Source organism: Enterocloster aldenensis, from assembly GCF_003434055.1.
Lineage (GTDB): Bacteria > Bacillota > Clostridia > Lachnospirales > Lachnospiraceae > Enterocloster > Enterocloster aldenensis.
In genome coordinates this window covers 1135986-1160581 of sequence record NZ_QVEX01000001.1, presented here as the reverse complement: position 1 = coordinate 1160581, position 24596 = coordinate 1135986, and the positions used below count along the sequence as shown (strand labels likewise).

Genomic DNA, 24596 nt, shown 5'->3' with positions numbered 1-24596 from the left:
TACAATAAGGAGGAGAAGCTATGAAAAAGAGAATGTTGAACTGTTTGGTTGCAGCGGCAGTGCTGGCCCTGGCCCTTACCGGCTGCGGCGGCGGACAGAAGTCAGGGGATGCGCCTGCGGCTTCCGGGAGCGCGCAGGGAGGCGGCGCAGGTGAAGCAAAGGATTCCCTGACCATTGCCCTGACCAATGAACCCACAACCCTGGACCCCCAGCTGGCAGCTGATTCCATTGGCGGCATGATCATCTTAAACCTGCATGACCCGCTGGTGCGCAGGGATCCGGATGGCAATGTGGTGCCCGGGCTGGCCGAGACCTGGGAAGTGTCGGATGACGGTATGTCCATTACCTTCCATCTGCAGGAGGGCGTGAAGTTCCAGGACGGGTCCGGCCTGACGGCAGAGGACGTGGCATTTTCCCTGAACCGGGCCATTGACAAGCCGCAGTCCGAGCTATACACATCCTTCATGGACAGTGCCGAAGCAGTGGACGGGAGCACGGTAAAGGTAAACCTTAAGTATAAGGAGCTGGCAGCCCTCCAGTACCTGACCCAGACCAACAGCGCCATTGTATCCAAGGCGTACGTGGAATCCGTGGGGGATGAGAACTATGCGGCAAAGCCATGCGGGACCGGCCCGTATAAGCTGGTGGAGTGGCAGAAGGGCAGCAAGATCATTCTTGAATCCAACGAGGATTACTACAGGGGCGCGCCGGCCATCAAGCACATTGAGCTGCGTGTCCTGAAGGAAGCCACCACTGCCATGGTTGCCCTGGAGAGCGGTGACGTGGACCTGGTTTACAACATCGGCGGCCTGGATGTGATGGCGGTGCAATCCAATGACAAGCTGGGCTACCAGGAGACCAATGGGACAGCCATCTGGAACCTTGCGTTTAATGTGAACGTGGAACCGTTTGACGATGTGAAGGTAAGGAAAGCCCTGGCAATGGCTGTGAAACGCGACGATATCATAGCCGGTGCAATGGACGGGGCCGGGATGCCCGCGGAAATCATCCTCACAGACCAGACAGCCCCCAATCCGGGAGCGGACGCCATTGACACGCCCAAGTATGACGTGGAAGGCGCCAGGGCGCTTTTGGCAGAGGCCGGATATCCGGACGGATTTAAGACCACCATCTATGTAAGGGAAGATTACACCAAGAAGATTGCAAGCATTGTGCAGAGCCAGTGGAAGGAAATCGGCGTGGACGCTGAGATACAGGTCATGGAGCGCGCGGCCCTGCTGTCCGATATCAAGGCAGGCAAGCTGGGATGCTACACCGTGGGCAATGTAAGCATGACCCTGGATTCCACCTTCCTTCTGGGAACCCTGTCAACGGACAATATCCCGGATTCCAACATGACCTTTTATTCCAATCCTGAGTACGACAGGATAGTGGAGGAACAGGCCAACACGGATGACGGTGCAAAGCGCCTGGAACTGATTACCGAGGCGCTGAAGATTGAGGCGGAGGATGTACCCAGGATTAACCTGTTCTATATGGTTTCCAATATTGCCTATAACAAAGATCTGAACTGTACGGTCTGTCCGGCAATGGAAAGTTATGACTGGTCCGGGTTTTCCTGGAATTAAAAGCCTAAGGATCCATCCGGTCACTGTAGTTACTGGCCGGATGGAGTACTAGGTGTTATCCGGCCAGGAGAGGACACAGCAGGGAAAACAGCTGCTGTGTCCTTTTTTTGGATATTTCCCCTGAGTCAGGATGTTCATCCATGCTCCTTTGTGTTAAAATCATTTTAGGAAGGCACCGGCTGGGGAAAAGGACTTGGGACCATTGATTGGAGAGGGGGAAGGGTATGCAGTCTCTGTCATCATTTATGAATACAATCCGTTTTAACTTTCTTTACATTGACAAATATTCCTTTGGAAGGACCTGGATTTATCCGGAAAGTGCCATACCCTATAACATGCTGCGCTATGTAATTGACGGCAGCGCCGAGTTTATGGTGGATGATGAGAGCGTAATCGTGAAAAAGGGCCAGGTTTCTTACATACCCGAGGGATGCCGGCTTTCCTGCCGGGCCCTGGAGGATACGTTTTCCTTTTACAGCATCCGCTTTACCACCTCCGTATTTTATGAGGGGGCCAACTTCCTCAGGGAATACTATAATTTCCCCCTGGTAATGGATGTGGGGGAGGAAATCGGACAATATTTCAGCGGTATCTTTAAATGGGTGCGCACGGATAAGAAGTCCAAGGTATTCCATGTGCGCGGCGCCCTGGACAGCCTGATTGCAAGTCTCATCGACATCCTTAATTCGGACGAGCCGGATGATGTGAAGGCGGAAATCAACGGCCTGGAATATAATCTGGAGCAGATCCGCAAGCGTGTGAAAAAGTCCACAATCCAGACCGACCCAAGAATCCAGACCGTGATTGATTATATCATGCTGAATCCCACGGAGGAATACACCTCCGCCAAACTCAGCGGCATGGCTGAAGTGGCCCAGACCACGTTCCGCCGCCTGTTCAAGGAAGCCACCGGGAAAACCGTTACTGAATTCATCCGCCAGGTCCGTCTGACAACGGCGGCCCGGCTTCTCCTTGTCTCCAACGACCCGGTGAACTGCATTGCCCACGACGTGGGATTTGAGGACGCCAATCACTTTACCCGGGTGTTCCGGCAGGCATTTGGGATGACGCCTAATCAGTACAGGAAAATGTCCCAGGAATGAATGAACTGTATACGATATGACCGAGGTCCTGACGTACAAAGCCAGGGCCTTTATTTTATTGTCATCTGCCATTCCCTATCCGAATCCAAAACAAGACAAAAAAATAAAGATATAGTCGTTTTGTGCTATGATAAGTTGCCTAGCATGTTGAAATGCATAAATAAAATGAATATAATACCATTAGAAACAGCAAGTTGACGAATACAAAAAAAGGAGAAGAGATATGAAAAAACGTTACGTAAGCCTTATTCTTGCAGCAGCGCTGTCAGCGGCGGCATTGGCCGGATGCGGGGGTTCCGGGACAGAGGCTCCTGGTTCCAAGGAGACCACGGGAAAGGAAGCGGCGGGACAGGCGTCTGCACAGGATACGGTGGCTGACGGGGAACTTTCCGGGGAGATTACCTTCTGGCATTCGTTTACACAGGGCCCGCGCCTGGAGACCATCCAGAAGGCGGCCGACAAGTTCATGGCCGAGAATCCGGATGTGAAGATCAACATTGAGACATTTTCCTGGAATGACTTTTATACAAAATGGACCACGGGCCTTGCATCGGGAAATGTACCGGACATGAGCACGGCCCTGCCGGCCCAGGTGGCTGAGATGATCAACGTGGACGCCCTGGCCCCAATCAATGACCTGATTGATGATATCGGCAGGGATAAGTTTGCGGAGACAGCCATTGCAGAGGGCACCATGGACGGCAATAATTATTCCGTCCCCCTTTACAGACATGCCCATGTAATGTGGATCAGGAAGGACCTTCTGGAACAGAACGGCCTTGAGGTGCCTGAGACCTGGGATGAGCTTTATGAGGCCGCCAAGACCCTTACCAAGGACGGGGTGTACGGTCTGTCCTTCCCCTGCGGGACCAATGATTTCCAGGCAACATTTTTCCTGGACTTCTATGTGAGGAGCGGCGGCGGCAGCCTGCTGACCGATGACCTGAAGGCTGACCTGACCAGCGACCTTGCCATTGACGGCATCAACTACTGGGTCAAGGTGTACAATGACTGCTCGCCAAAGGATTCCATTAACTTTGACGTGCTGGACCAGGCCACCCTTTACTACCAGGGCAAAACAGCTTTTGACTTTAACTCAGGGTTCCAGATTTCAGGCGTTGCAGCCAATTCACCGGACCTGCTCCAGTACGTGGACTGCTATCCGGTTCCCAAGATTCATGCAGATGATGGGACAGAGGGTATCATGACCACCAATACCCCGATGGTGGTATGGAAGGCGTCCAAACATCCTGAGATATGCAAGGCGTTCATGAAGACACTGTACGAAGAGGATACCTATGTGGAATTCCTTCACGCAACACCGGTGGGGATGCTTCCTGCCATCAAGGGGATTGCGGATACGGATGCCTATAAGGATGATGAGACCATCAAACAGTTTGCCCACGCAGAAGAAGTGCTGACAGCGGCTGCCGACATCGGGACCGCGTTCGGATATGAGCACGGACCCAACGTACAGGCGGGAATCATGCAGAATAACCATGTGATTGAGGAAATGTTCCAGGATATCATTACCAATGGCACGGATGTGCGGACGGCTGCCAAGGCGGCGCAAGACAAACTGAATGCATTATTTGAAACAGCTGAGTAAGCAGCTGTCCCGGAAGGGCTTTACATTGAAAAGGAGGAGGAAAACTTGGGGAAGAAAAATTATACAAGGTGGATGTTCGTGCTTCCCGCAATCATCATAGTTATTGCATTGTTCATATATCCCATCTGTTCCAGCATTGTGTACAGCTTTACAAATAAAAACCTGATTAAGCCCGTGTTTAAATTCATAGGCTTTAAGAATTACGCGGAGGTGCTTAAGGATACCGGGTTCTGGATTGCGTTCTTTAACTCCCTGAAATGGACGGTGCTGTCCCTCATCGGACAGATTGCGGTGGGATTTACAGCGGCCCTGGCATTAAAGCGGATCAAGGTCTGCAAAGGCGTTTATAAGACGCTGTTAATCATTCCCTGGGCCTTTCCCTCCATTGTCATTGCATTTTCATGGAAATGGATCCTCAACGGGGTATATGGGTTCCTGCCCAATGTGCTGATAAAGCTGGGCATCTGTGAGACGGCGCCCCAGTTCCTTACCAGCGGCACCATGGCCTTCATCACCCTGGTGATGATTAACATATGGTTCGGCGCGCCCATGATCATGGTAAATGTCCTCTCGGCGCTGGAGACAGTGCCAAAGGACCAGTATGAGGCGGCGCAGATAGACGGCGCAAGGCCGTGGCAGTCATTTTACTATGTGACCGTGCCCCATATCAAGATGGTGGTGGGACTGCTGGTGGTCTTAAGGACCGTGTGGATATTCAATAACTTTGACCTGATTTACCTGATTACAGGAGGCGGGCCGGCGGGAACCACCCAGACCATTCCCCTGTACGCCTACAACATGGGCTGGAGCACCAAGCTGATTGGGCGTTCCTCAGCGGTAACGGTCCTGTTATTCATATTCCTGATGGTCATATGCGGCATTTATTTTGCGGTAATTAATAAGTGGGAAAGGGAGGACAGCAAATGAAAAAAATCAAGACAGGTTCTGTTATCAGCCATATATATCTGATCCTTCTTACCTTTGTGTCCATTTTCCCGCTGGTGTGGATCTTGATTTCGTCCGTAAAGGGCAAGGGGGAGCTGACGGGCAGTCCGACGGCCTTCTGGCCAAGGACATGGACCCTTGACTACTATACCCATGTAATCAATGACCTGAAATTCTTTGTCAATATAAAGAACAGTGTCATCATCTCCCTGGTGACCACCCTGATTGCCATTACCGTGGCGTCCCTGGCAGCGTACGGCATTGTCCGGTTCTTTAAGAAACTTGGCTCCGCCATGTCCAAGGTGCTGGTGACCACCTATATTTTCCCTCCCATCCTGCTGGCCATTCCCTATTCCGTGGTCATGGGAAAGCTGGGCCTGATTAATACCAGGATTGGCCTGATCATCGTATATCTGTCATTCTCCGTGCCTTACGCTGTGTGGCTTCTCACCGGGTTTTTCAGGACCGTGCCGGTGGAGATTGAGGAGGCTGCCAGGATTGACGGAGCCAACAAGATGCAGACCTTTATCCAGGTGGTGCTTCCCCTGGTGGCGCCCGGGGTGGTGGCAACTGCCATTTATACCTTTATCAACACATGGAATGAGTTCCTGTACGCATTGATATTGATGAACAATACCAGCAAGATGACCGTGGCCGTGGCCCTGCGCTCCTTAGACGGCGCCGAGATCCTGGACTGGGGCGATATGATGGCCGCATCGGCCCTGGTGGTGCTTCCGTCCGTTATTTTCTTCTGCCTGATACAGAATAAGATTGCAGGCGGGATGTCCGACGGCGCGGTTAAATCATGATGGGCGGCCGGATCTGTTAAACTAGGAAAGAGGTGGATATATGGAAATGATTGGATACGGTGTGGTTGGCTCAGGTTATTTCGGGGCGGAGCTGGCGCGCATCATGAATACAAAGCCGGGGGCTGTCATCCGGGCGGTCCATGACCCTGAAAACGGGGCCGCGGTGGCTGCGGAATTGGGCTGTGACGCAGAGGGGAGCCTAAAGGCCCTGGTGTCCAGGAAGGATATCCAGGCCGTGATTGTGGCAACCCCTAATTACCTCCATAAGGAACCGGTGCTTGCGGCTGCCGCACATGGCCTGAACGTGTTCTGTGAAAAGCCCATTGCGCTTTCTTACGGCGACTGCAGGGAAATGGTCAGGGCCTGCCAGGATAACCATGTGATTTTCATGGCAGGGCATGTGATGAACTTTTTCAGGGGAGTGCGCAGGGCAAAAGAACTGATTGGGCAGGGCGCAATCGGGGATATCCTGTACTGCCATGGGGCGCGCAATGCCTGGGAGGGCACAGGGGCATCCGAGACCTGGAAAAAGACCCGCTCCAAATCAGGCGGGCACCTGTACCACCACATCCACGAACTGGACTGTGTGCAGTTCCTTATGGGCGGCTGCCCGGACACCGTGACCATGGCTGGGGGCAATGCGGCCCACAGGGGGGACGCCTATGGGGATGAGGATGATATGCTGTTCATCACCATGGAGTATCCGGGGAACAGGTACGCGCTCTTGGAGTATGGCTCCGCGTTCCGGTGGCAGGAACACTACCTGCTGGTCCAGGGAACCAAGGGCGCCATTAAAATAGATATGTGCAGCTGCGGCATGACCCTTAAGGCCGGGGACAGGGAGGAGCATTTCCTGGTGCACCGGACAAAGGAAGAGGATGAGGACAGGACCAGGATATACAGGGAGACCCAGGCGGATAACGGCAATCAGTTCGGACGTCCGGGAAGAAAGCCCTTCCTGTGGCTTCAGGGAATCATGGATGAGGAGATGGAGTTCCTTAATGCAGTGCTTCACGGCGCCAAGGTGACAGAGGAGTTCCTTCCCCTTCTCACCGGTGAGGCGGCCAGGAATTCCATTGCAACCGCGGACGCCTGTACCTTGTCCCTGAATGAGGACAGGAAAGTAAGACTGAGTGAAATCATTGAACAATAAAGGAGAACATTCATGAAAACAATTGGATATGCAGTGGTTGGAACAGGATATTTCGGGGCGGAGCTGGCCCGCATCATGAAGGAACAGGAAGGCGCCAGGGTGGTGGCTGTATATGACCCGGAAAATGCCGGGAGTGTGGCGGAGGAACTGGGCTGTGAGGTGGAGACGGATCTGGACGCATTATACAGCCGGGAGGATGTGGATGCGGTGATTGTGGCCTCGCCCAATTACCTTCACAAGGAACCGGTCATCAAGGCAGCGGAGCATGGGGTCCATGTGTTCTGTGAAAAACCCATTGCCCTTTCCTTTAAGGACTGCGTGGAAATGGTGGAGGCATGTGTCAATCACCATGTTACCTTTATGGCAGGCCATGTAATGAACTTTTTCCACGGCGTGCGCACGGCAAAGAAGATGATTAACGACGGCGTGATCGGCAGGGTGCTGTACTGCCATTCCGCCAGAAATGGATGGGAGGATATCCAGCCCTCGGTAAGCTGGAAGAAAATCCGCTCCAAGTCAGGCGGCCATCTGTACCATCATATCCATGAACTGGACTGCATCCAGTTCCTGATGGGAGGCTGTCCCCAGTCAGTGACCATGGCAGGGGGTAACGTGGCCCACCAGGGGGAAAAGTTCGGGGACGAGGATGACATGCTGTTCATTACCATGGAATACCCGGACAACCGGTATGCCATCCTGGAGTATGGCTCTGCTTTCCACTGGCCCGAGCACTATGTGCTGATACAGGGAACAGAGGGCGCCATCCGCCTGGATATGTTCAACTGCGGCGGGACGCTGAAAAAGGGTGACAAAGAGGAGCATTTCCTTATACACAAGACCCGGGAGGAGGACGATGACCGCACCAGGATTTACCATGGGACGGAAATGGATGGGGCCATCATGTACGGAAAACCGGGGAAAAAGCCTCCCATGTGGCTGCACAGCATCATGTATGATGAAATGCAGTACTTCAACGGGATCATGCATGGGGCGCAGCCGGATGAAGAGTTTAAGCCCCTGCTGACCGGGGAAGCTGCCAGGAATGCCATTGCCACCGCCGATGCCTGCACCAGGTCGCGGTTTGAGGACAGAAAGGTGAAATTATCTGAAATCATGGGAACACAGGGAGGTAACAAAGATGAAGCTTGATAAATACAGAGGGGTCATCCCGGCATTTTACGCGTGTTACGATGGGGATGGGGCGGTCAGCAGGGACGCGGCAAGACGGCTGACCCGGTATTTTGTGGAGCAGGGCGTAAAGGGCGTGTATGTGGGCGGTTCCTCGGGGGAGTGCATCTACCAGTCCGTGGAGGACAGGAAAAAGACCCTGGAGGCGGTGATGGAAGAAGGGGCCGGCCGTCTGACCGTGATTGCCCATGTGGCCTGCAATAATACAAAGGACAGCCAGGAACTGGCGGCCCATGCAGCCAAGCTGGGAGTAGACGCCATTGCGGCCATACCGCCCATTTACTTCAAATTGCCAGAGTACTCAGTGGCAGGATACTGGAATGACATATCAGCCGCTGCGCCGGATACGGATTTCATCATCTATAACATCCCTCAGCTGGCAGGCACGGCCCTGACCATGAGCCTGCTTAAGACCATGCTTTTAAACCCGCAGGTGGCCGGGGTCAAGAATTCCTCCATGCCGGTCCAGGACATCCAGATGTTTAAGGCAGAGGCCATGGGGACCCGGGATGACTTCATTGTATTTAACGGTCCGGATGAGCAGCTGGTGTCGGGCCTGGCCATGGGAGCGGACGCCGGCATCGGCGGCACCTACGGGGCCATGCCGGAGCTGGCGGGACGGATTTACACACTGGCCATGGAGGGTAGGTACAAGGAAGCAAAGGCAATCCAGTATGATGTAAATGAAATCATATATAAGCTTTGTTCCGGCAGGGGAAACATGTACGGCATGATAAAAGAAGTACTGCGCATCAGCAGGGGAATCGACATCGGCGGCGTAAGGAAACCGCTGACGGACCTGGATGACAGGGACAGGGCCATTGCAGGGGAGGCGGCAGCCATGATAGAAGCGGCAAAGGAGAAGTACTGCTGACATGATATATGATTTGCTGGAAAATATAGGAAGATACAGGGGAATCTGCCCGAATCTGGACACAGCCATCCGTTTTCTCATGGATACGGACCTGAATACCCTTCCCACGGGAAAAACAGAAATAGACGGGGATAGGGTATATCTGCAGATAATGGACGCAGTGACCCATGAGCTTACAGAAGACAGTTACGAGATACACCGGGCTTACATGGATATCCAGATAGACCTGGATGGGTGCGAGGTCATAGGGACGGCACTGGACCAGGTGACGCCTGCAGGGGAGTACAGTCCGGATTTCCAGGCAGTGCGGGCCAAAGCGGACGCCTCCTGCACCATGGGACCGGGCCGTTTCATCATCTGCATGCCGTGCGAGGCCCATGCGCCGGGAGGTTTAAAGGCACGGCCGCAGGCAATCAGAAAATGCGTAGTCAAGGTGGCCTGGGAGCAGAAGGACTCCTGCTGCCTGAAAGGAAAGGACGAAAATGGACAAGACAGGATTATTTGACCGGATAAAAGGAAAGCTTATCATTTCCTGCCAGGCATTGCCCGGAGAACCCCTCTATGACCCGGAGCGCTCCCTGATGCCTTACATGGCCAGGGCCGCCGGACAGTCGGGAAGTCCCATGATACGGGCCAACTCGGTCAGGGATGTGACGGGAATCAAGAAGGAGACAGGACTTCCGGTCATCGGACTCATAAAGCAGGTGTATGAAGGTTATGAGGGATACATCACCCCAACCATGAAGGAGGTGGACGCCCTTGTGGAAGCAGGAGCGGATATCATTGCAATGGACTGCACGGACAGGAAGCGGGGGGACGGCCTTACGGCCGCGGAATATATCCGCCAGGTCAGGGAAAAGTACCCGGACCAGATCCTGATGGCCGACATATCCAATTATGAAGAGGGAATGGATGCCTGGAAAAACGGCGTTGACCTGGTAAGCACCACCATGAGCGGCTACACGGATTATACACCTAAGCTGGACGGGCCTGATTTTGAACTGGCAGGACGGCTGGCAGGGGACCTTCCCATACCTGTCATTGGAGAGGGCCGGGTGCATACGCCTGAAGAGGCGGTGTATATGCTGGACATGGGGGTCTGGGCCGTAATCGTGGGCGGGGCAATTACCAGGCCCTTGGAAATCGCGCAGCGGTTCATGAGGGCCATAGATAATCGGGATGCATGATGGATTGGGAGACAGATAAGCGGGAAGGCCGGCGTGCTCTTATTGGGCATGACGGCCTTCCGTTTATTCCTGGCCGTCCTGCCGCCTGCCCGTTTTAATTCCGTGCGCCTGCAAATAAAATTGCAGAGCCGGGCAAACTGGTGTATAATCCATTGGAAATGAGTTGCCATACCTTCCAAATGCCCTTCTGCCTGGAATGGTGAGGAGGGCATTATATTAAGTCTTCCTGAATAATAACGAAATATTTGTCAGTTTATTTGAAAAAATGGAGATAGTATGGTATATTGGACAAAGAAAAATGAGAGCGTACAAGGTATGGGCACAGGGATGAAATGCACCGAACGTATGGGACCTGGTATGACACACCCTAGGGTCCCTAAGTGTCCATAGCGAAGGAGGAAGAATGAAAGGAATCATACTTGCCGGAGGAAGCGGGACACGCCTGTATCCGTTGACGAAGGTGACATCAAAGCAGCTGCTTCCAATTTATGATAAGCCGATGATATATTACCCGCTGTCCGTGCTGATGAATGCAGGTATCAGGGATATACTGATCATATCAACACCGGACGATACGCCCAGGTTTGAGGCGCTTTTGGGAGACGGGCACCAGTTTGGGATTAATCTGGGTTATGCCGTACAGCCAAGCCCGGACGGCCTGGCCCAGGCATTCATCATTGGTGAGGAGTTTATTGGAACGGATTCAGTGGCCATGGTGCTGGGCGACAACATTTTCCATGGACAGGGGCTGGCCAAGCGCCTGAGGGCAGCGGCCTCCAAAGAGACGGGCGCCACTGTGTTTGGCTACTATGTGGACGATCCGGAGCGGTTTGGCATTGTGGAGTTTGACCAGGATGGAAAGGCTGTTTCAATTGAGGAAAAGCCGGAGAAGCCAAAGTCCAATTACTGTGTGACCGGACTTTATTTCTATGACAACCGGGTGGTGGAGTATGCCAGGAACCTGAAGCCTTCAGCAAGAGGTGAGCTGGAGATAACGGACCTGAACCGTATTTACCTGGAGAATGGGGAACTGGATGTGATCCTTCTGGGCCAGGGCTTTACATGGCTGGATACGGGAACCCATGAATCCCTGGTGGAGGCCACCAACTTTGTCAAGACCGTGGAGACCCACCAGCACCGCAAGATTGCCTGCCTGGAGGAAATCGGGTATCTCAGGGGCTGGATTACCAGGGAACAGGTAATGGAAACCTACGAGGTGCTTAAAAAGAACCAGTATGGCAAATATTTAAAGGATGTCCTGGATGGAAAATATGTGGATAAGATCCATCCGCAGGATATTTGAATGGGCAGATGGTGGTTCCATCCGGTCCATGGATGTAAGTGCCATAGCAAGTGAGGAGGAAATATCAGATGAAAATCATTGTTACCGGCGGCGCCGGTTTTATTGGAAGCAACTTTGTACACCATATGGTGAACAAATACCCGGATTACCAGATCATCAACCTTGACCTGCTGACCTACGCAGGCAACCTGGAGAACTTAAAGCCGGTGGAGGACAAGCCGAATTATAAGTTTGTCAAAGGCGATATCGCGGACAGGAAGTTTATTTTTGACCTGTTTGAGACAGAAAAGCCGGATGTGATTGTTAACTTTGCAGCAGAAAGCCATGTGGACCGTTCCATCACTGACCCGGAAAGCTTTGTCAGGACCAATGTGATGGGAACCACCACCCTGTTGGACGCATGCCGCACATACGGCATTAAGCGTTACCATCAGGTGTCCACGGATGAGGTGTACGGAGACCTTCCTCTGGACAGGCCGGACCTGTTCTTTACCGAGGAAACGCCCCTTCACACATCAAGCCCGTATTCTTCCTCCAAAGCCAGCGCCGACCTGTTCGTGCTCTCCTATTACAGGACCTACGGACTGCCGGTAACTGTTTCACGCTGCTCCAATAACTATGGTCCTTATCATTTTCCGGAAAAGCTGATCCCGCTAATCATCAGCCGCGCCCTGGCAGACGAGGAACTGCCCGTATACGGCACCGGGGAGAACGTGCGTGACTGGCTCCATGTGGCGGACCACTGCGAGGCCATCGACCTTGTGATCCACAAGGGACGTGAAGGGGAAGTATACAATATTGGCGGGCATAATGAGCGCACCAACCTGGAAGTGGTCAGGACCATCTTAAGGGCCCTTGACAAGCCGGAGAGCCTGATAAAATTTGTGACAGACCGTCCGGGCCACGATATGCGTTATGCCATTGACCCGACTAAGATAGAGACAGAGCTGGGCTGGAAGCCAAACTATAATTTCGATTCAGGAATCCAGCAGACCATTCAGTGGTATCTGGATAACCAGGAATGGTGGAAGAATATCCTGAGCGGCGAGTACAGCAGTTATTTCGATAAAATGTATGGAAACCGCCTGTAACCAGTAAATTTACAGAGATGGCTGACAGAGGACGAGGATGCCCGGATGGATTAACAGGGGCGCTTACGTTCCCTGCCGGCCATTATTAAGAATGGAGGGAATGTAATTATGAAGGTTCTTGTAACAGGTGTTAAAGGCCAGCTGGGCCATGATGTGATGAATGAACTTGCCGGCCGCGGCATAGAAGGATTTGGCGTGGACGTGGAAGAGATGGATATCACTGACAAGGAAGCCTGCGAACGTGTAATTACCGGTGCAAAACCTGACGCAGTTATCCACTGCGCAGCATATACTGCAGTAGATGCTGCTGAAGATAACCTGGAGCTGTGCCGTAAGGTCAATGCGGAAGGGACACGCAATATCGCCAAGGTATGTAAGGCGCTGGACATCAAGATGATGTACATCAGCACGGATTATGTGTTCAATGGCGGCGGCGGACGTCCCTGGGAACCGGACGACCACAGGGAACCCCTCAACGTTTACGGCCTGACCAAGTATGAGGGTGAAATCAGCGTGGAGCAGAATGTAAGCAAATACTTCATAGTCAGGATTGCCTGGGTATTTGGCGTGAACGGCGGGAACTTCATAAAGACCATGCTGCGCCTTGGAAAAGAAAAGGGGGCGGTAAGCGTTGTTGACGACCAGATTGGTTCCCCCACCTACACCTATGACCTGGCCCGCCTGCTGGTTGATATGATCCAGACGGATAAATACGGCCGTTATCATGCAACCAATGAAGGCCTGTGCAGCTGGTATGAATTTGCATGTGAGATTTTCCGCCAGGCAGGCATGGATGAGGTAAAGGTAACGCCGGTGGACTCATCCTGTTTCCCGGCAAAGGCAAAACGTCCGCTGAACAGCAGGATGAGCAAGGATAAACTGACTGCGAACGGGTTTGACAGGATGCCTGCATGGCAGGACGCCCTGGGCCGGTATCTGAAGGTCCTCAAAGAAAATGGTATGATGTGACAGCTTCTGCAGCGTAATTAGAGACAGGGAGGAATTAAGAGACAATGGGTAAATATTTTGGTACGGATGGTTTCCGCGGAGAGGCCAATGTGGATCTGACTGTGGAACACGCCTATAAAGTGGGGCGTTTCCTTGGATGGTACTATGGGCAGAAGGCGCCGGACGAGAGGTGCCGTGTGGTGATTGGGAAGGATACCAGGCGCAGCAGCTACATGTTCGAGTATTCCCTGGTTGCAGGCCTTACTGCTTCCGGCGCCGATGTGTACCTGCTCCATGTGACCACCACCCCCAGCGTATCCTATGTGGTACGCACGGAAGGGTTTAACTGCGGGATCATGATATCCGCAAGCCATAATCCATTCTATGACAACGGTATCAAGGTAATCAATGAAAGAGGCGAGAAGCTGGAAGAATCCGTTATCCTGGAGATTGAAAAATACCTGGATGGGGAAATCGGCGAAATCCCCCTGGCAAGAAAAGAGAACATAGGCCGCACCGTGGACTTTGCGGCCGGGCGCAACCGCTACATCGGTTATCTGATTTCCATTGCAACCCGTTCCTTTAAGAACATGAAGGTGGCCCTGGACTGTGCCAACGGCAGCGCGTCCGCCATTGCCAAGAATGTGTTTGATGCCCTGGGCGCGGAGACCCATGTGATGAACAACGACCCCAACGGCCTGAACATCAATACGGACTGCGGTTCCACCCATATCAGGTATCTGCAGAACTTCGTGGTGGAGCAGGGATGCGACCTGGGCTTTGCCTATGACGGCGATGCGGACCGCTGCATTGCCGTGGACGGGAAGGGCAATGTAGTGGATGGCGATGTCATCATGTACATCTGCGGCAAATACATGAAGGAGCAGGGAACCCTGTTCAACAACACCGTGGTCACCACCATCATGTCCAATTTCGGGCTTTACAAAGCATTTGAAAGAGAAGGCATTGCCTATGAAAAGACGGCTGTGGGCGACAAGTACGTGTATGAGAACATGGCTGCTACCGGCAACTGCCTGGGCGGCGAACAGTCGGGCCATATCATCTTCAGCAAGCACGCAACCACAGGGGACGGTATCCTTACCTCCTTAAAGGTGATGGAAGTGGTGCTGGAGAAAAAGCAGACCCTGGAGAAGCTGGCATCAGAGGTTGATATCTATCCTCAGGTACTTAAGAACGTGCGGGTCAAGGATAAAAAGCAGGCCCAGGACGATGAGGCGGTCCAGGCAGAGGTGGCAAAAGTGGCTGAAAGCCTGGGGACTGATGGACGCATCCTCCTGCGCCAGTCCGGCACCGAGCCCGTGGTGCGCGTCATGGTGGAAGCGCCGGACCTGGATACCTGCGGCCGGTTCGTGGACCAGGTGATTGATGTGATGAAGAAGCAGGGACACTGCGTATAAGGGATGGAAGGAACCTTCCTGACATGACCTGTGGACAGGATTGAAAAATGCAAATTAAAAGTTGAAGGATGGAAGGCTGCTGTGATCGTCAGGATACGGCAGCCTTTTTGCGTGCAATCCATTTTACGGTTTCAACCAAATAAATGTAGATTATTGGTAAAAATAGTGATAAAATCTAACAAAATAATCACTGAATTTTGCTAAATAATTATAAAAGTTCCACAACTAGGAGGGGGTATTTCAAATTGACTTCCACTGTCCATGACCTTAGAATGAAGGCGGAAAGAAACACTATTTTAAAGGAGGAATAAGGGCATGGATGTAACAAGAAACGATGTGGAACGGATGATTGATGCTTCTCTGGGGGCTACGCCGGCGCCTACCCTGGGGCAGGTGGAGGAGTTCGTAAGGAAGACCCTGGATTATGACTTTGCCACCACGCTGACAGAGCCGTTTTTTATCAGGGGAAACGCAGAAATCCTTCACCAGGCAGGCAAGCAGCTGGTCAGCGTCATTTCCTATCCGCTGGGAGGGATGACCCATGAAGCAAAGCTTTATCAGGCCAGGAAGGCACTTAAGGACGGGGCGGACGAACTGGATATCTCCATGGATGTCAGCGCATTTAAATCAGGCCGCTACGAATACGTGAAGGAGGAACTGAAACCATTTGTGGACATGATGGAAGGCAAGATCATGAAAATGATATATTTTGCCAGCCTTCTGACCGTGGATGAACAGCTAAGGGCGGCTGAGATGGCCATTGAACTGGGGATTCCTTATCTGAAGACCAATACCGGATTCGGTTTCGTCACCACCACGGACCAGGTAAAGCTTATTAAGGACCATTATCATGACGCAATCAAGGTAATGACTTCCGGCGGCGTGAGGACCCGGGAAGATGCGGCAGCCATGATCCGGGCGGGAGCGGAGCGGATTGCCACCAGTTCGGCATTTAAAATTGTAGACAGCTTTAATGATTGATTTGGGATTGATTGGATTGAGCCACAAGGAGGATGGAATAATGAACAGAAATGAATTGGCACGTTATATTGACCAGACCACATTGAAACCAGGCATGACCCATGAGTATGTTGCCGGCTTCTGCGAAAAGGCTAAGGAGAATCATTTTGCAAGTGTCTGCATACTGCCCAATATGATTGAGACGGCAGCCCAGGTCCTGGAGGGCTCCGATACAAAGGTATGCACCGTCATCAGTTTCCCGCTGGGATTTGACTGGCCGGATGTGAAAATCCATGAGACGGAGGACGCCCTTAATAAGGGGGCGCAGGAGATTGACCTGGTCATGAATGTTTCCGCCCTGAAGTCTGAACGATATGATATCGTGGATGAGGAATTGGAAGGTGTGGTTAAGGCAAGCCATGGCAAAGGGGCAATCGTGAAGCTTATAATTGAAACCCCGCTGCTGACAGAGGGGCAGATTGTCAAGGCATGTGAACTGGCTGAAAAGCATGGGGTGGATATTGTGAAGACATCCACCGGATTCTCAGCCATGCTGCCCCGTTCCACATCCGTGGAGGATGTAAGGCTCATACGCAGCCGCGTAAAGCCGGATACAGGCGTGAAGGCGGCCGGTGGAATCCGCACCACTGCCGATACCCTGGCCATGATTGAAGCAGGGGCTACAAGGATAGGCGCCAGTGCAGGAGAGGAAATCATTGGCGGCCTGTAAGATGGCGGAGGAATGGGAATGCAGAAACTGGTAAGTTTGGATGATATAGAATTGAATGTGTCTGCAGCAGACTGGCAGGATGCGGTGGAAAAATCAGGGACCATACTTGTAAATAACGGTTATGTGACCAGGGAGTATGTGGACGCCATGATACAGACCGTCAAGACCCTTGGACCCTATATCGTGGTTGCCCCGGGACTGGCCATGCCCCATGCAAGGAGTACCAACGGCGTCATAAAAAGCGGCATCAGTATCATGACATTATCCCGGCCCGTAACCTTTGGCAATGAGAGCAATGATCCGGTGCGTCTGCTGATTGGACTGGCAGGGAGCAATGACGATCTTCACCTCAAAATCATACAGGCAATCGCTACTATTTTTGAGGATGACAGCATGCTGGGCAGGATAACGGCCTGCGGCAGTAAGGCAGCGGTTGCCGGGATATTCAATAATGTGGAGGTGGAGGATTAATGTTACATATCGTTACAATATGCGGATGTGGAATGGGCAGCAGCGTGATTCTGAAAATGAATGCTGAGAAAGCCTTAAAGGACTTAGGGATACAGGCAAAACTGGAGGTCAGCGATATCACGACGGGGAAGGGCGCGGCCCGCACCGCGGACCTGGTGCTCATAGGCAAGGAACTGGCCTATCTGGTGCAGGATATTGACAAACCTGTCATACAGCTTACCAGCTTTGTGAATAAGCAGGAAATCAAGGACAAACTGAGGGAGTACTGCGAAGCAAACAGGATTAAGTAGGGACCAGCAGGAAGCCGGGGAGTTTTTATATAAGAAAGGATTCAGAAATGGGGAAATTTGATAATAAGGTAGTGATTGTCACAGGAGCAGGACAGGGAGCCGGCAAACAGCTGGCTATCCGGTTCTACAGGGAAGGCGCCAGCGTATGTCTACTGGATCTGAATGGAGACAACCTGGCCGCTGTGGCGGATGAGGTGAAACCGGATGAAGGGCGTTTCCTGACATATACCGTGGATGTCAGCGACAGCGCCCAGGTGAACCAGGCCATAGAGGACATAGGAACGAGGTTTGGTAAAATTGACATCCTGATTAACAATGCGGGCGTGCTTCACAAAGGCATGATAGAGGATTCCACGGATGCACATATCCAGCTCATGGTCAGCGTGAACCTGCTGGGGCCCATGTACTGCACCAGGGCCTGTGTGCCTTATATGAAGGGGGACGGGGGGGATATCGTCAATGTGGCTTCCATACTGGCAACCTTCCCCAATACCGGTTCAGGGGCTTATGGAGCTGCCAAGGCCGGAATGATGGTATTGACCAGGGTATGGGCCGCAGAGCTGGCGCCTTATCATATCCGTGTGAACTGCTATGCGCCTGGCGTGCTTAATACGCCTATGGCGGAGGACGTGATTAAGAACCGTGCAGAGAGTAAACTTTGCCAGATACCGCTGCGCAGGTTTGGGGAGCCGGATGACGCATTTGATCTGGTAAGCTTCTTCTGTTCGGGGCAGGCAGGTTATATCACAGGACAGACCATAGGACTGGATGGAGGAATCTGGGCCACACAGACGCCCACGGCTGCCTGGAAACTGTAGGGGAAGATGGAGAGGGGGATACTATGGATTTTGCAATTGATTTTATTACCAATGTACTTGGCAATCCCACGGTCATGCTGGGTATCATCGCATGTATCGGATTGATATTTTTAAGGAAAAGCGTCAGTGACATTGTTATGGGAACGGTTAAGACCATGATGGGGTATCTGATCCTGAGCGCCGGTACAACCATCATCGGGACGCCTATCACCCTGCTGACAACCCTTGTACAGAGAGGGCTGGGGGTCGATGGGGTACTGCCCCTGTACTGGGTGGTGTATTCCGAGTCCATGGCCAGGTTTGGGACAGAGGCGGCCCTGATATTCATCACTGGTTTTATCATTAATATCCTGTTGGCCAAATTCACCCCATGGAAGAATCTGGCCATGACAGTCCATCTGCAGCTGTTCTGGGCAGGCTTCATGGCAAGCATCATGGCAGGCTTCGGTTTTACCGGTGTCACGCTGATTCTTGTGGGCGGACTGATTTCCGGGGTTTACTACTGGATTGCCACTACGATTTCAGCCCACTACTTAAAGCCGGTAACCACGGAGCATGCCAACTTTGTCCCCAGTGCCGTTGCACTGGTCATAGCGGGGGAGGCGGGAAGGCTCTTTAAGAAGGGCGGGAAATCAACGGAGGAAATAGAATTCCCCAATTCCCTTAACTGGCTGAAGGACAGCATTATCGCCACCTGTATGGCTGTGCTGGCGATGAATTTTATTTTTACATTCATAGCCGGTCCTGGGGTTGTCAGGGAACTGGCAGCAGGGATGCCATGGATCCTCTATGTAATCATCCAGTCACTGACCTTTGGCGGAGGCATTGCGGTTATCCTTTACGGCGTGCGCATGATGCTGGCGGAACTGATACCTGCCTTCTCAGGCGTGGCGGAATCCCTTCTTCCCAATGCGGTGCTTGGGCTTGACTATCCAACGGTATTTCCGTATGCGGGAACCGCGGTCATGCTGGGATTCATATTCAGCCTTCTGGGTTCTATCCTGGCCACACTGGTGATGGCCTTTACCGGATTCTCACCCGTGGTGGTGCCCGGGGTCCAGATAAACTTCTTTGAGGGCGCCCTGGTAGGTGTATATGCCAATGCAAGGGGAGGGCTTAAAAACTGCATCTTCAGTGCCCTTGTCACCGGATTCATCCTGCAGTTTGCGGTTGCGCTCACCTTCCCCATGACAGGACACCTTATGGCTACCGGAGGAGCGTATGAAGCAATGGATTTCAATACGATTGGTTACCTGATTGCAAAAGTGATGTCAATCTTTCATTAAGTGAATATCTGTCTGACAGGCCATGCATTCCATTTCCAGGATGGAGTGCTGGCTTGTCTGCTTATGCAAGGAAGTGAGGGGGACAATGGAAAAGGCAATGCAGTATCTGGATTTAATCCGCAAAGATCCATTCCTTCATGCCATGCTGGCATCCTATGATAATGCCGCTGCTGCCCAGGTACAGGACTGTGTGCTGGATTATGGCTGCGGATATGGATGGGGGAGCTATATTCTCTCAGATTCCTTCCGGCATGTTACTGGATATGACCCGGACGCGGAACGGATTTCCTTTGCCCGCAGACATTTTGCCAGGAAGAATATTGCATTTACCCAGGATGGGGGATTGCTGGCCGGGCGCCGTTATGACGTTATCTGCCTTTTCATGGTCCTTCCCTATGTGGAGGACAGCGGGGAGCTGCTGGCGTGTCTTGGGATGTGCCTGAAAACGGAGGGGTTCATTTGGATCAGTTACAAGTCAGCCGACACCGCGCTTTTGACCGTGATAAAAAGCTGGTCACAGCAGCGGGGATTTGTCCTGGCATGTTCTTCGTCCCGGCGTCTGTCGGACCGGGAGGAAGTGGTGGAACAATGTTACGGCAGGCACAGGGATGAGGGATGGACATATGCTTTATGAACGATGCATACATATAATTGAACTATTGATCCGGTCCAGGCAGCCCATGACAAGCAGTGAACTGGCCGGGCGGCTGTCCGTGAGCACGCGGACAATCCGCAGTGACCTGGACGTCATTGACCGGTGGCTGGCTGAATTTTCACATGAACCGGTGGTGAGGGTGCCTGGACTTGGGATACTTTTAAATGACAGCGATGGACGCATCCAAAGGGAACTGGAGGAGCAGGGCACAGGCGTATATATAATGTCCTCCAGGGAACGGGTCAGGTCCATTACCGGCTGGCTGCTGACAGAGGAACCATCCACCAGCATTGCCGGGATTGCGGACAGGCTTCAGGTAAGCGCGGCCACGGTTTCCAATGACCTGCAGAAGGTGAAAACGTGGATGAACCAGTTCTGCATCCACATGATATCCAGGCCCCACACAGGAATTGCTGTACGGGATTCGGAGAGCAATATACGCCGGGGATGTGTCATGCTTCTTCGTGAAATGCTGGAAACCGGGACGCACCAGCAGGATCTGATCGGCATGAGGTTCATCCAGGCGGAAAATGTGCTGAGAAAATACAGGATGGACGCTCTTTGTGAAGCAATCAGCATGTGGAGGGAGGACATCCTGTTCCTTATACGGCAGCTGCAGGAGAGCGCCCAGGTGACCATATCGGATAACGGGTTCTGTGCAATGTTCCTGTATCTGCTCACAGCGTTCTCACGCAGGTACAGGGGGTGCAGGATTAGTGTGGGAAGACAGAATTACACACATATCAAGGCGCAGTCCGGCTTTGACTTTACCAGGATACACGACCTGATACTGGACCGGACCGGTCTGGACATGGATGAGGATGAAATGTTCTTTATCCATGCACAGTGGATGTCCCTGCGCAAGTTCGGCTCGTCCCAGGACATCAATGTGGAAAATGTCCTCATTGCCAAAGAGCTGATTGCAGAGGTAAAGGATTCCCTGGAGCTGGAGTTTGAGGAGGGGGATGACACGGTGCTGGAGCTGGCTACCCATCTGAGCGTCATGCAGTACCGGCTGTTCCTCAATATACCTGCGGAACATAACGCGGCGCTGACAGAGATAGAGGAGACCTTCCCTGACGTGTGCCAGGTGGTACGGGAGAAGCTGTGGTCCATACTGCGGATGCGCATGGAACATGTAAACCGGGAGGTATGCAGTAAGGAGGCTGTCTACATTTCCATGTATATCGTGGCCTGCATCCTCAAGAACCCGCTGGAGGATGCCGCAAAGAAAAACGTGATTATTGTGTGCAACAGCACGGTTGCTACGTCGCGGATACTGGAAAACCGCCTGGGGGCCATATTTTCTAATATTAACGTGGTCAAGGCCATTTCTTACCATGAATTTGTCAATTCCCCTGAGCCCCTGCCCTGTGACCTGATTATCTCCACCCTGCCTTTAGAGAGCAGCCACTATCCGTGCATCACGGTGAACCCCTTACTGAAACTGGAGGATATCAATAAGCTTATGGGAATGTTCATGCTGCGTATGCAGAACGTGGACCTGAATAAATATATCAGCGCAACCATCAACATCGCGGCCCGTTCCCTGGAACTGAAACCAGAGGAGCGCATCAAGCTGTCAATCGAGCTGGCAAGGGATATCAAGGATGAGGTAAAAGGGCTGGACAAAAGCAGGAAACCTGCCTTAAGGAATCTTTTGGATGAGTCCCTGATTGGGGTTAAGGTCCATGCTAAAAACTGTTATGATGCCATTCAGATAGCGGGAAACCTTCTGAAGGACCAGGGATATATCACACAGAAGCACATAGATGAAATGATACGCATCAAGCGCAGGCTGGGCGGTTACATGGTCATTGACAGGGGCGTTGCCCTTCCCCATCTGCTGGCGCCTGAACTGCCCGGGCCCTGCATGAGCGTCATCACCCTGGACAAACCGGTTAAATTCAACCATGCGGAAAACGACCCAGTAAAACTCATCGTCATGCTGCTGTCCAACCATAACACGGCCCATATCAAGGTGCTGGAGGAACTGGTGGATGTGCTGGGGGACGCCAGGAAGCGGGAAGCCATAGAGGCAGCCGCAAGCGCCTACGAGCTTTTAAGCATCATAAGTTAAGGACAGCAGCAGGCAGTCATGCAGGGAACGTGATTTTCTCCAAACGCCCCATTGTTCATAAAAAACAGGAATAAAAGGTATAACTATTGAGAATAGCCGGGGCCGGTATCCATGTTGTCAGCTATTTCTAAATGTGATATAATGAATTAACGTTGCAAAAACACAGCGATTTTAACAGTAAAGGAATGATGTGGAAATGGGGCTGAATCAGTAAGGGTAGTACTGTTCATCGTCCGCCGCTACGGTGTCATCGAGCGACTGCCCGGAACGGGCTGAGGGATTAGGACCGTAGGACTGGTATATTACTTTTAAATGATGGACAGGATTGGAGGAAAAGACATGTTAAATTATAAGAGATATAAGAGGGTCCCTGTTGTAAATTTCCCGGAGCGCACATGGCCCGGCAAGGAAATCATGAAAGCGCCCGTATGGTGCAGTGTTGACCTTAGGGACGGCAACCAGGCCCTGGTGGAACCCATGGTCGTGGAAGAGAAGGTGGAGATGTTCAACCTTCTTGTTAAACTGGGATTCAAGGAGATTGAGGTGGGTTTTCCGGCTGCTTCCCAGATTGAGTATGATTTCTTACGCACGCTGGTGGAGCGCAAGCTGATTCCGGATGATGTGGAGGTACAGGTCCTTGTACAGTGCCGCGAGCATCTGATTAAAAGGACATTTGAGGCATTAGAGGGAATTAAGAAGGCCATTGTACATATTTATAATTCCACATCCACCTTACAGCGTGATGTGGTGTTCCATAAGGATATGGAGGAAATTAAGGATATCGCGGTCATCGGCACCAAGCTGGTCCAGCGTTATGCGGCAGAGTGCGATACCCAGGTCCGCCTTGAGTACTCACCTGAGAGCTTTACCGGGACAGAGCTGGAATTTGCCCTTGATATCTGTACGGCTGTCCAGGAGACATGGGGAGCCACCAAGGAGAAACCCATTATCATCAACCTTCCGTCAACCGTAGAGATGACCACCCCCAATGTGTATGCGGACCAGATTGAATGGATGCATACGCACTTTAAGAACAGAGAGAGCATCATTTTAAGCGTACATCCCCACAATGACCGCGGCGAGGGCGTGGCTTCCACGGAACTGGCCCTTCTTGCAGGAGCGGACCGTGTGGAGGGCACATTGTTCGGCAACGGTGAGCGTACCGGCAATGTGGATATCCTGACAGTTGCCTATAACATGTTCTCACAGGGCATTAACCCTGAACTTAATATTGAGAATATACGCGAGATTGCAGAGGTCTGTGAGCGCTGTACCAAGATGGACATCCCGCCCAGGCATCCGTATGCAGGCAAGCTGGTATTCACCGCATTTTCCGGTTCCCACCAGGATGCAATCAACAAAGGCATGCAGGCGCTCCGCGAGAGGAAGGGGGAGTACTGGGAGGTTCCATATCTTCCCATCGACCCCAGCGATATCGGCAGGGAATACGAGCCGATCGTGCGTATCAACAGCCAGTCCGGCAAGGGCGGCGTGGCATTTGTCATGGACACCTTCTACGGCTTCAAGCTGCCCAAGGGGATGCACAAGGAATTTGCAGATGTCATCCAGAAGATTTCCGAGCAGCAGGGCGAGGTTGCGCCTGAGCAGATTATGGAGGAATTCAAGAAGAATTATCTGGAGCGCAAGGAACCCATGCATTTCAGGAAGTGCCGCATAACCGATACAGAGACAGGGGACGGCGAGTTTGCAACCCTTGCAAAGGTAACCTTCTCAGACCACGGCATTGAGAAAACATTTGAAGGCGTTGGAAACGGACCCATTGACGCTGTACAGAGAGGACTTGAGGATGCCCTTGGCATCCAGATTAAGGTCCTGGACTACAACGAGCACGCACTTGGTTCCGGCTCCGGTGCGGAGGCAGCTTCCTACATCCACCTGGTTGACCAGGTCACAGGCAAGGCAACCTACGGTGTGGGCATCAGTTCCAACATCACCAGGGCATCCATCCGCGGTATCTTCAGCGCGGTGAACCGTTTGTTTTATTGATAAGGCATGGAACCATTTTATTAATATAGGGTAAATCATACCGGCCAGCAGGAAATACAGCCTGCTGGCTTTTTTGTTGTTA

The 24596-nt window shown here is 52.3% G+C and carries 23 protein-coding genes; all 23 read left to right on the top strand.

The window, feature by feature from the left end; all coding sequences use genetic code 11:
• Positions 1–20: 20 nt before the first annotated feature.
• The 23 genes from DWX59_RS05450 (at position 21) to leuA (ending at position 24514) form a co-directional block, all read left to right on the top strand.
• The gene (locus DWX59_RS05450; protein WP_117556790.1) at positions 21–1589 is read left to right on the top strand and encodes an ABC transporter substrate-binding protein; all 1569 of its coding nucleotides are present in this window, start codon (positions 21–23) and stop codon (positions 1587–1589) included.
• A gap of 224 nt (positions 1590–1813) precedes the next feature.
• Entirely contained in the window at positions 1814–2692 is an 879-nt protein-coding gene (locus DWX59_RS05445; protein WP_117556788.1) for a helix-turn-helix domain-containing protein, read from the top strand.
• A 223-nt stretch (positions 2693–2915) separates the two neighbouring features.
• The gene (locus DWX59_RS05440; RefSeq protein ID WP_117556786.1) at positions 2916–4301 is read left to right on the top strand and encodes an ABC transporter substrate-binding protein; all 1386 of its coding nucleotides are present in this window, start codon (positions 2916–2918) and stop codon (positions 4299–4301) included.
• A gap of 45 nt (positions 4302–4346) precedes the next feature.
• The gene (locus tag DWX59_RS05435) at positions 4347–5228 is read left to right on the top strand and encodes a carbohydrate ABC transporter permease (RefSeq protein ID WP_117556784.1); all 882 of its coding nucleotides are present in this window, start codon (positions 4347–4349) and stop codon (positions 5226–5228) included.
• Positions 5225–6055, top strand: a complete 831-nt coding sequence (locus DWX59_RS05430; protein ID WP_117556782.1) for a carbohydrate ABC transporter permease — start codon at positions 5225–5227, stop codon at positions 6053–6055. The genes DWX59_RS05435 and DWX59_RS05430 overlap by 4 nt, the downstream gene beginning before the upstream one ends.
• 40 nt (positions 6056–6095) lie before the next feature.
• On the top strand, positions 6096–7208 hold the full coding sequence (locus DWX59_RS05425) for a Gfo/Idh/MocA family protein (RefSeq protein ID WP_117556780.1): 1113 nt from the start codon (positions 6096–6098) through the stop codon (positions 7206–7208).
• Positions 7209–7220: 12 nt separating this feature from the next.
• The gene (locus DWX59_RS05420; protein WP_117556778.1) at positions 7221–8357 is read left to right on the top strand and encodes a Gfo/Idh/MocA family protein; all 1137 of its coding nucleotides are present in this window, start codon (positions 7221–7223) and stop codon (positions 8355–8357) included.
• On the top strand, positions 8347–9270 hold the full coding sequence (locus DWX59_RS05415) for a dihydrodipicolinate synthase family protein (RefSeq protein ID WP_117556776.1): 924 nt from the start codon (positions 8347–8349) through the stop codon (positions 9268–9270). Before DWX59_RS05420 ends, DWX59_RS05415 begins: the two co-directional genes overlap by 11 nt.
• A gap of 1 nt (position 9271) precedes the next feature.
• Positions 9272–9775 (top strand): NanQ anomerase/TabA/YiaL family protein, encoded by a 504-nt coding sequence (locus DWX59_RS05410; protein ID WP_117556774.1) that lies wholly within the window; start codon positions 9272–9274, stop codon positions 9773–9775.
• Entirely contained in the window at positions 9753–10457 is a 705-nt protein-coding gene (locus tag DWX59_RS05405) for an N-acetylmannosamine-6-phosphate 2-epimerase (protein WP_117556772.1), read from the top strand. Before DWX59_RS05410 ends, DWX59_RS05405 begins: the two co-directional genes overlap by 23 nt.
• 403 nt (positions 10458–10860) lie before the next feature.
• Positions 10861–11760 carry a glucose-1-phosphate thymidylyltransferase RfbA gene (rfbA, locus tag DWX59_RS05400; protein WP_117556770.1) on the top strand — a complete coding sequence of 300 codons (900 nt, stop codon included), beginning with the start codon at positions 10861–10863 and terminating at the stop codon, positions 11758–11760.
• Between the two features lie 68 nt (positions 11761–11828).
• On the top strand, positions 11829–12851 hold the full coding sequence (rfbB, locus tag DWX59_RS05395; RefSeq protein WP_117556768.1) for a dTDP-glucose 4,6-dehydratase: 1023 nt from the start codon (positions 11829–11831) through the stop codon (positions 12849–12851).
• A 108-nt stretch (positions 12852–12959) separates the two neighbouring features.
• On the top strand, positions 12960–13820 hold the full coding sequence (gene rfbD, locus DWX59_RS05390) for a dTDP-4-dehydrorhamnose reductase (RefSeq protein WP_117556766.1): 861 nt from the start codon (positions 12960–12962) through the stop codon (positions 13818–13820).
• A 44-nt stretch (positions 13821–13864) separates the two neighbouring features.
• Entirely contained in the window at positions 13865–15217 is a 1353-nt protein-coding gene (gene glmM / locus DWX59_RS05385) for a phosphoglucosamine mutase (RefSeq protein WP_117556764.1), read from the top strand.
• A 315-nt stretch (positions 15218–15532) separates the two neighbouring features.
• Positions 15533–16198, top strand: a complete 666-nt coding sequence (gene deoC, locus DWX59_RS05380; protein ID WP_117556762.1) for a deoxyribose-phosphate aldolase — start codon at positions 15533–15535, stop codon at positions 16196–16198.
• A 40-nt stretch (positions 16199–16238) separates the two neighbouring features.
• Positions 16239–16907, top strand: a complete 669-nt coding sequence (gene deoC, locus DWX59_RS05375) for a deoxyribose-phosphate aldolase (RefSeq protein ID WP_117556760.1) — start codon at positions 16239–16241, stop codon at positions 16905–16907.
• Between the two features lie 18 nt (positions 16908–16925).
• Positions 16926–17378 (top strand): PTS sugar transporter subunit IIA, encoded by a 453-nt coding sequence (locus tag DWX59_RS05370; RefSeq protein WP_117556759.1) that lies wholly within the window; start codon positions 16926–16928, stop codon positions 17376–17378.
• Positions 17378–17668, top strand: a complete 291-nt coding sequence (locus DWX59_RS05365) for a PTS sugar transporter subunit IIB (RefSeq protein WP_117556757.1) — start codon at positions 17378–17380, stop codon at positions 17666–17668. The genes DWX59_RS05370 and DWX59_RS05365 overlap by 1 nt, the downstream gene beginning before the upstream one ends.
• Before the next feature lie 47 nt (positions 17669–17715).
• Positions 17716–18486, top strand: coding sequence for an SDR family NAD(P)-dependent oxidoreductase (locus tag DWX59_RS05360; RefSeq protein WP_117556755.1), 771 nt, complete (start codon positions 17716–17718; stop codon positions 18484–18486).
• Between the two features lie 23 nt (positions 18487–18509).
• Positions 18510–19772, top strand: coding sequence for a PTS transporter subunit IIC (locus tag DWX59_RS05355; protein WP_117556753.1), 1263 nt, complete (start codon positions 18510–18512; stop codon positions 19770–19772).
• An 85-nt stretch (positions 19773–19857) separates the two neighbouring features.
• On the top strand, positions 19858–20406 hold the full coding sequence (locus tag DWX59_RS05350) for a class I SAM-dependent methyltransferase (protein ID WP_166460168.1): 549 nt from the start codon (positions 19858–19860) through the stop codon (positions 20404–20406).
• The gene (locus DWX59_RS05345) at positions 20396–22507 is read left to right on the top strand and encodes a BglG family transcription antiterminator (RefSeq protein WP_166460167.1); all 2112 of its coding nucleotides are present in this window, start codon (positions 20396–20398) and stop codon (positions 22505–22507) included. Before DWX59_RS05350 ends, DWX59_RS05345 begins: the two co-directional genes overlap by 11 nt.
• A 339-nt stretch (positions 22508–22846) precedes the next feature.
• Complete coding sequence (gene leuA, locus DWX59_RS05340; RefSeq protein WP_117556747.1) at positions 22847–24514, top strand: 2-isopropylmalate synthase; 1668 nt, start codon at positions 22847–22849, stop codon at positions 24512–24514.
• Positions 24515–24596 lie beyond the last annotated feature (82 nt).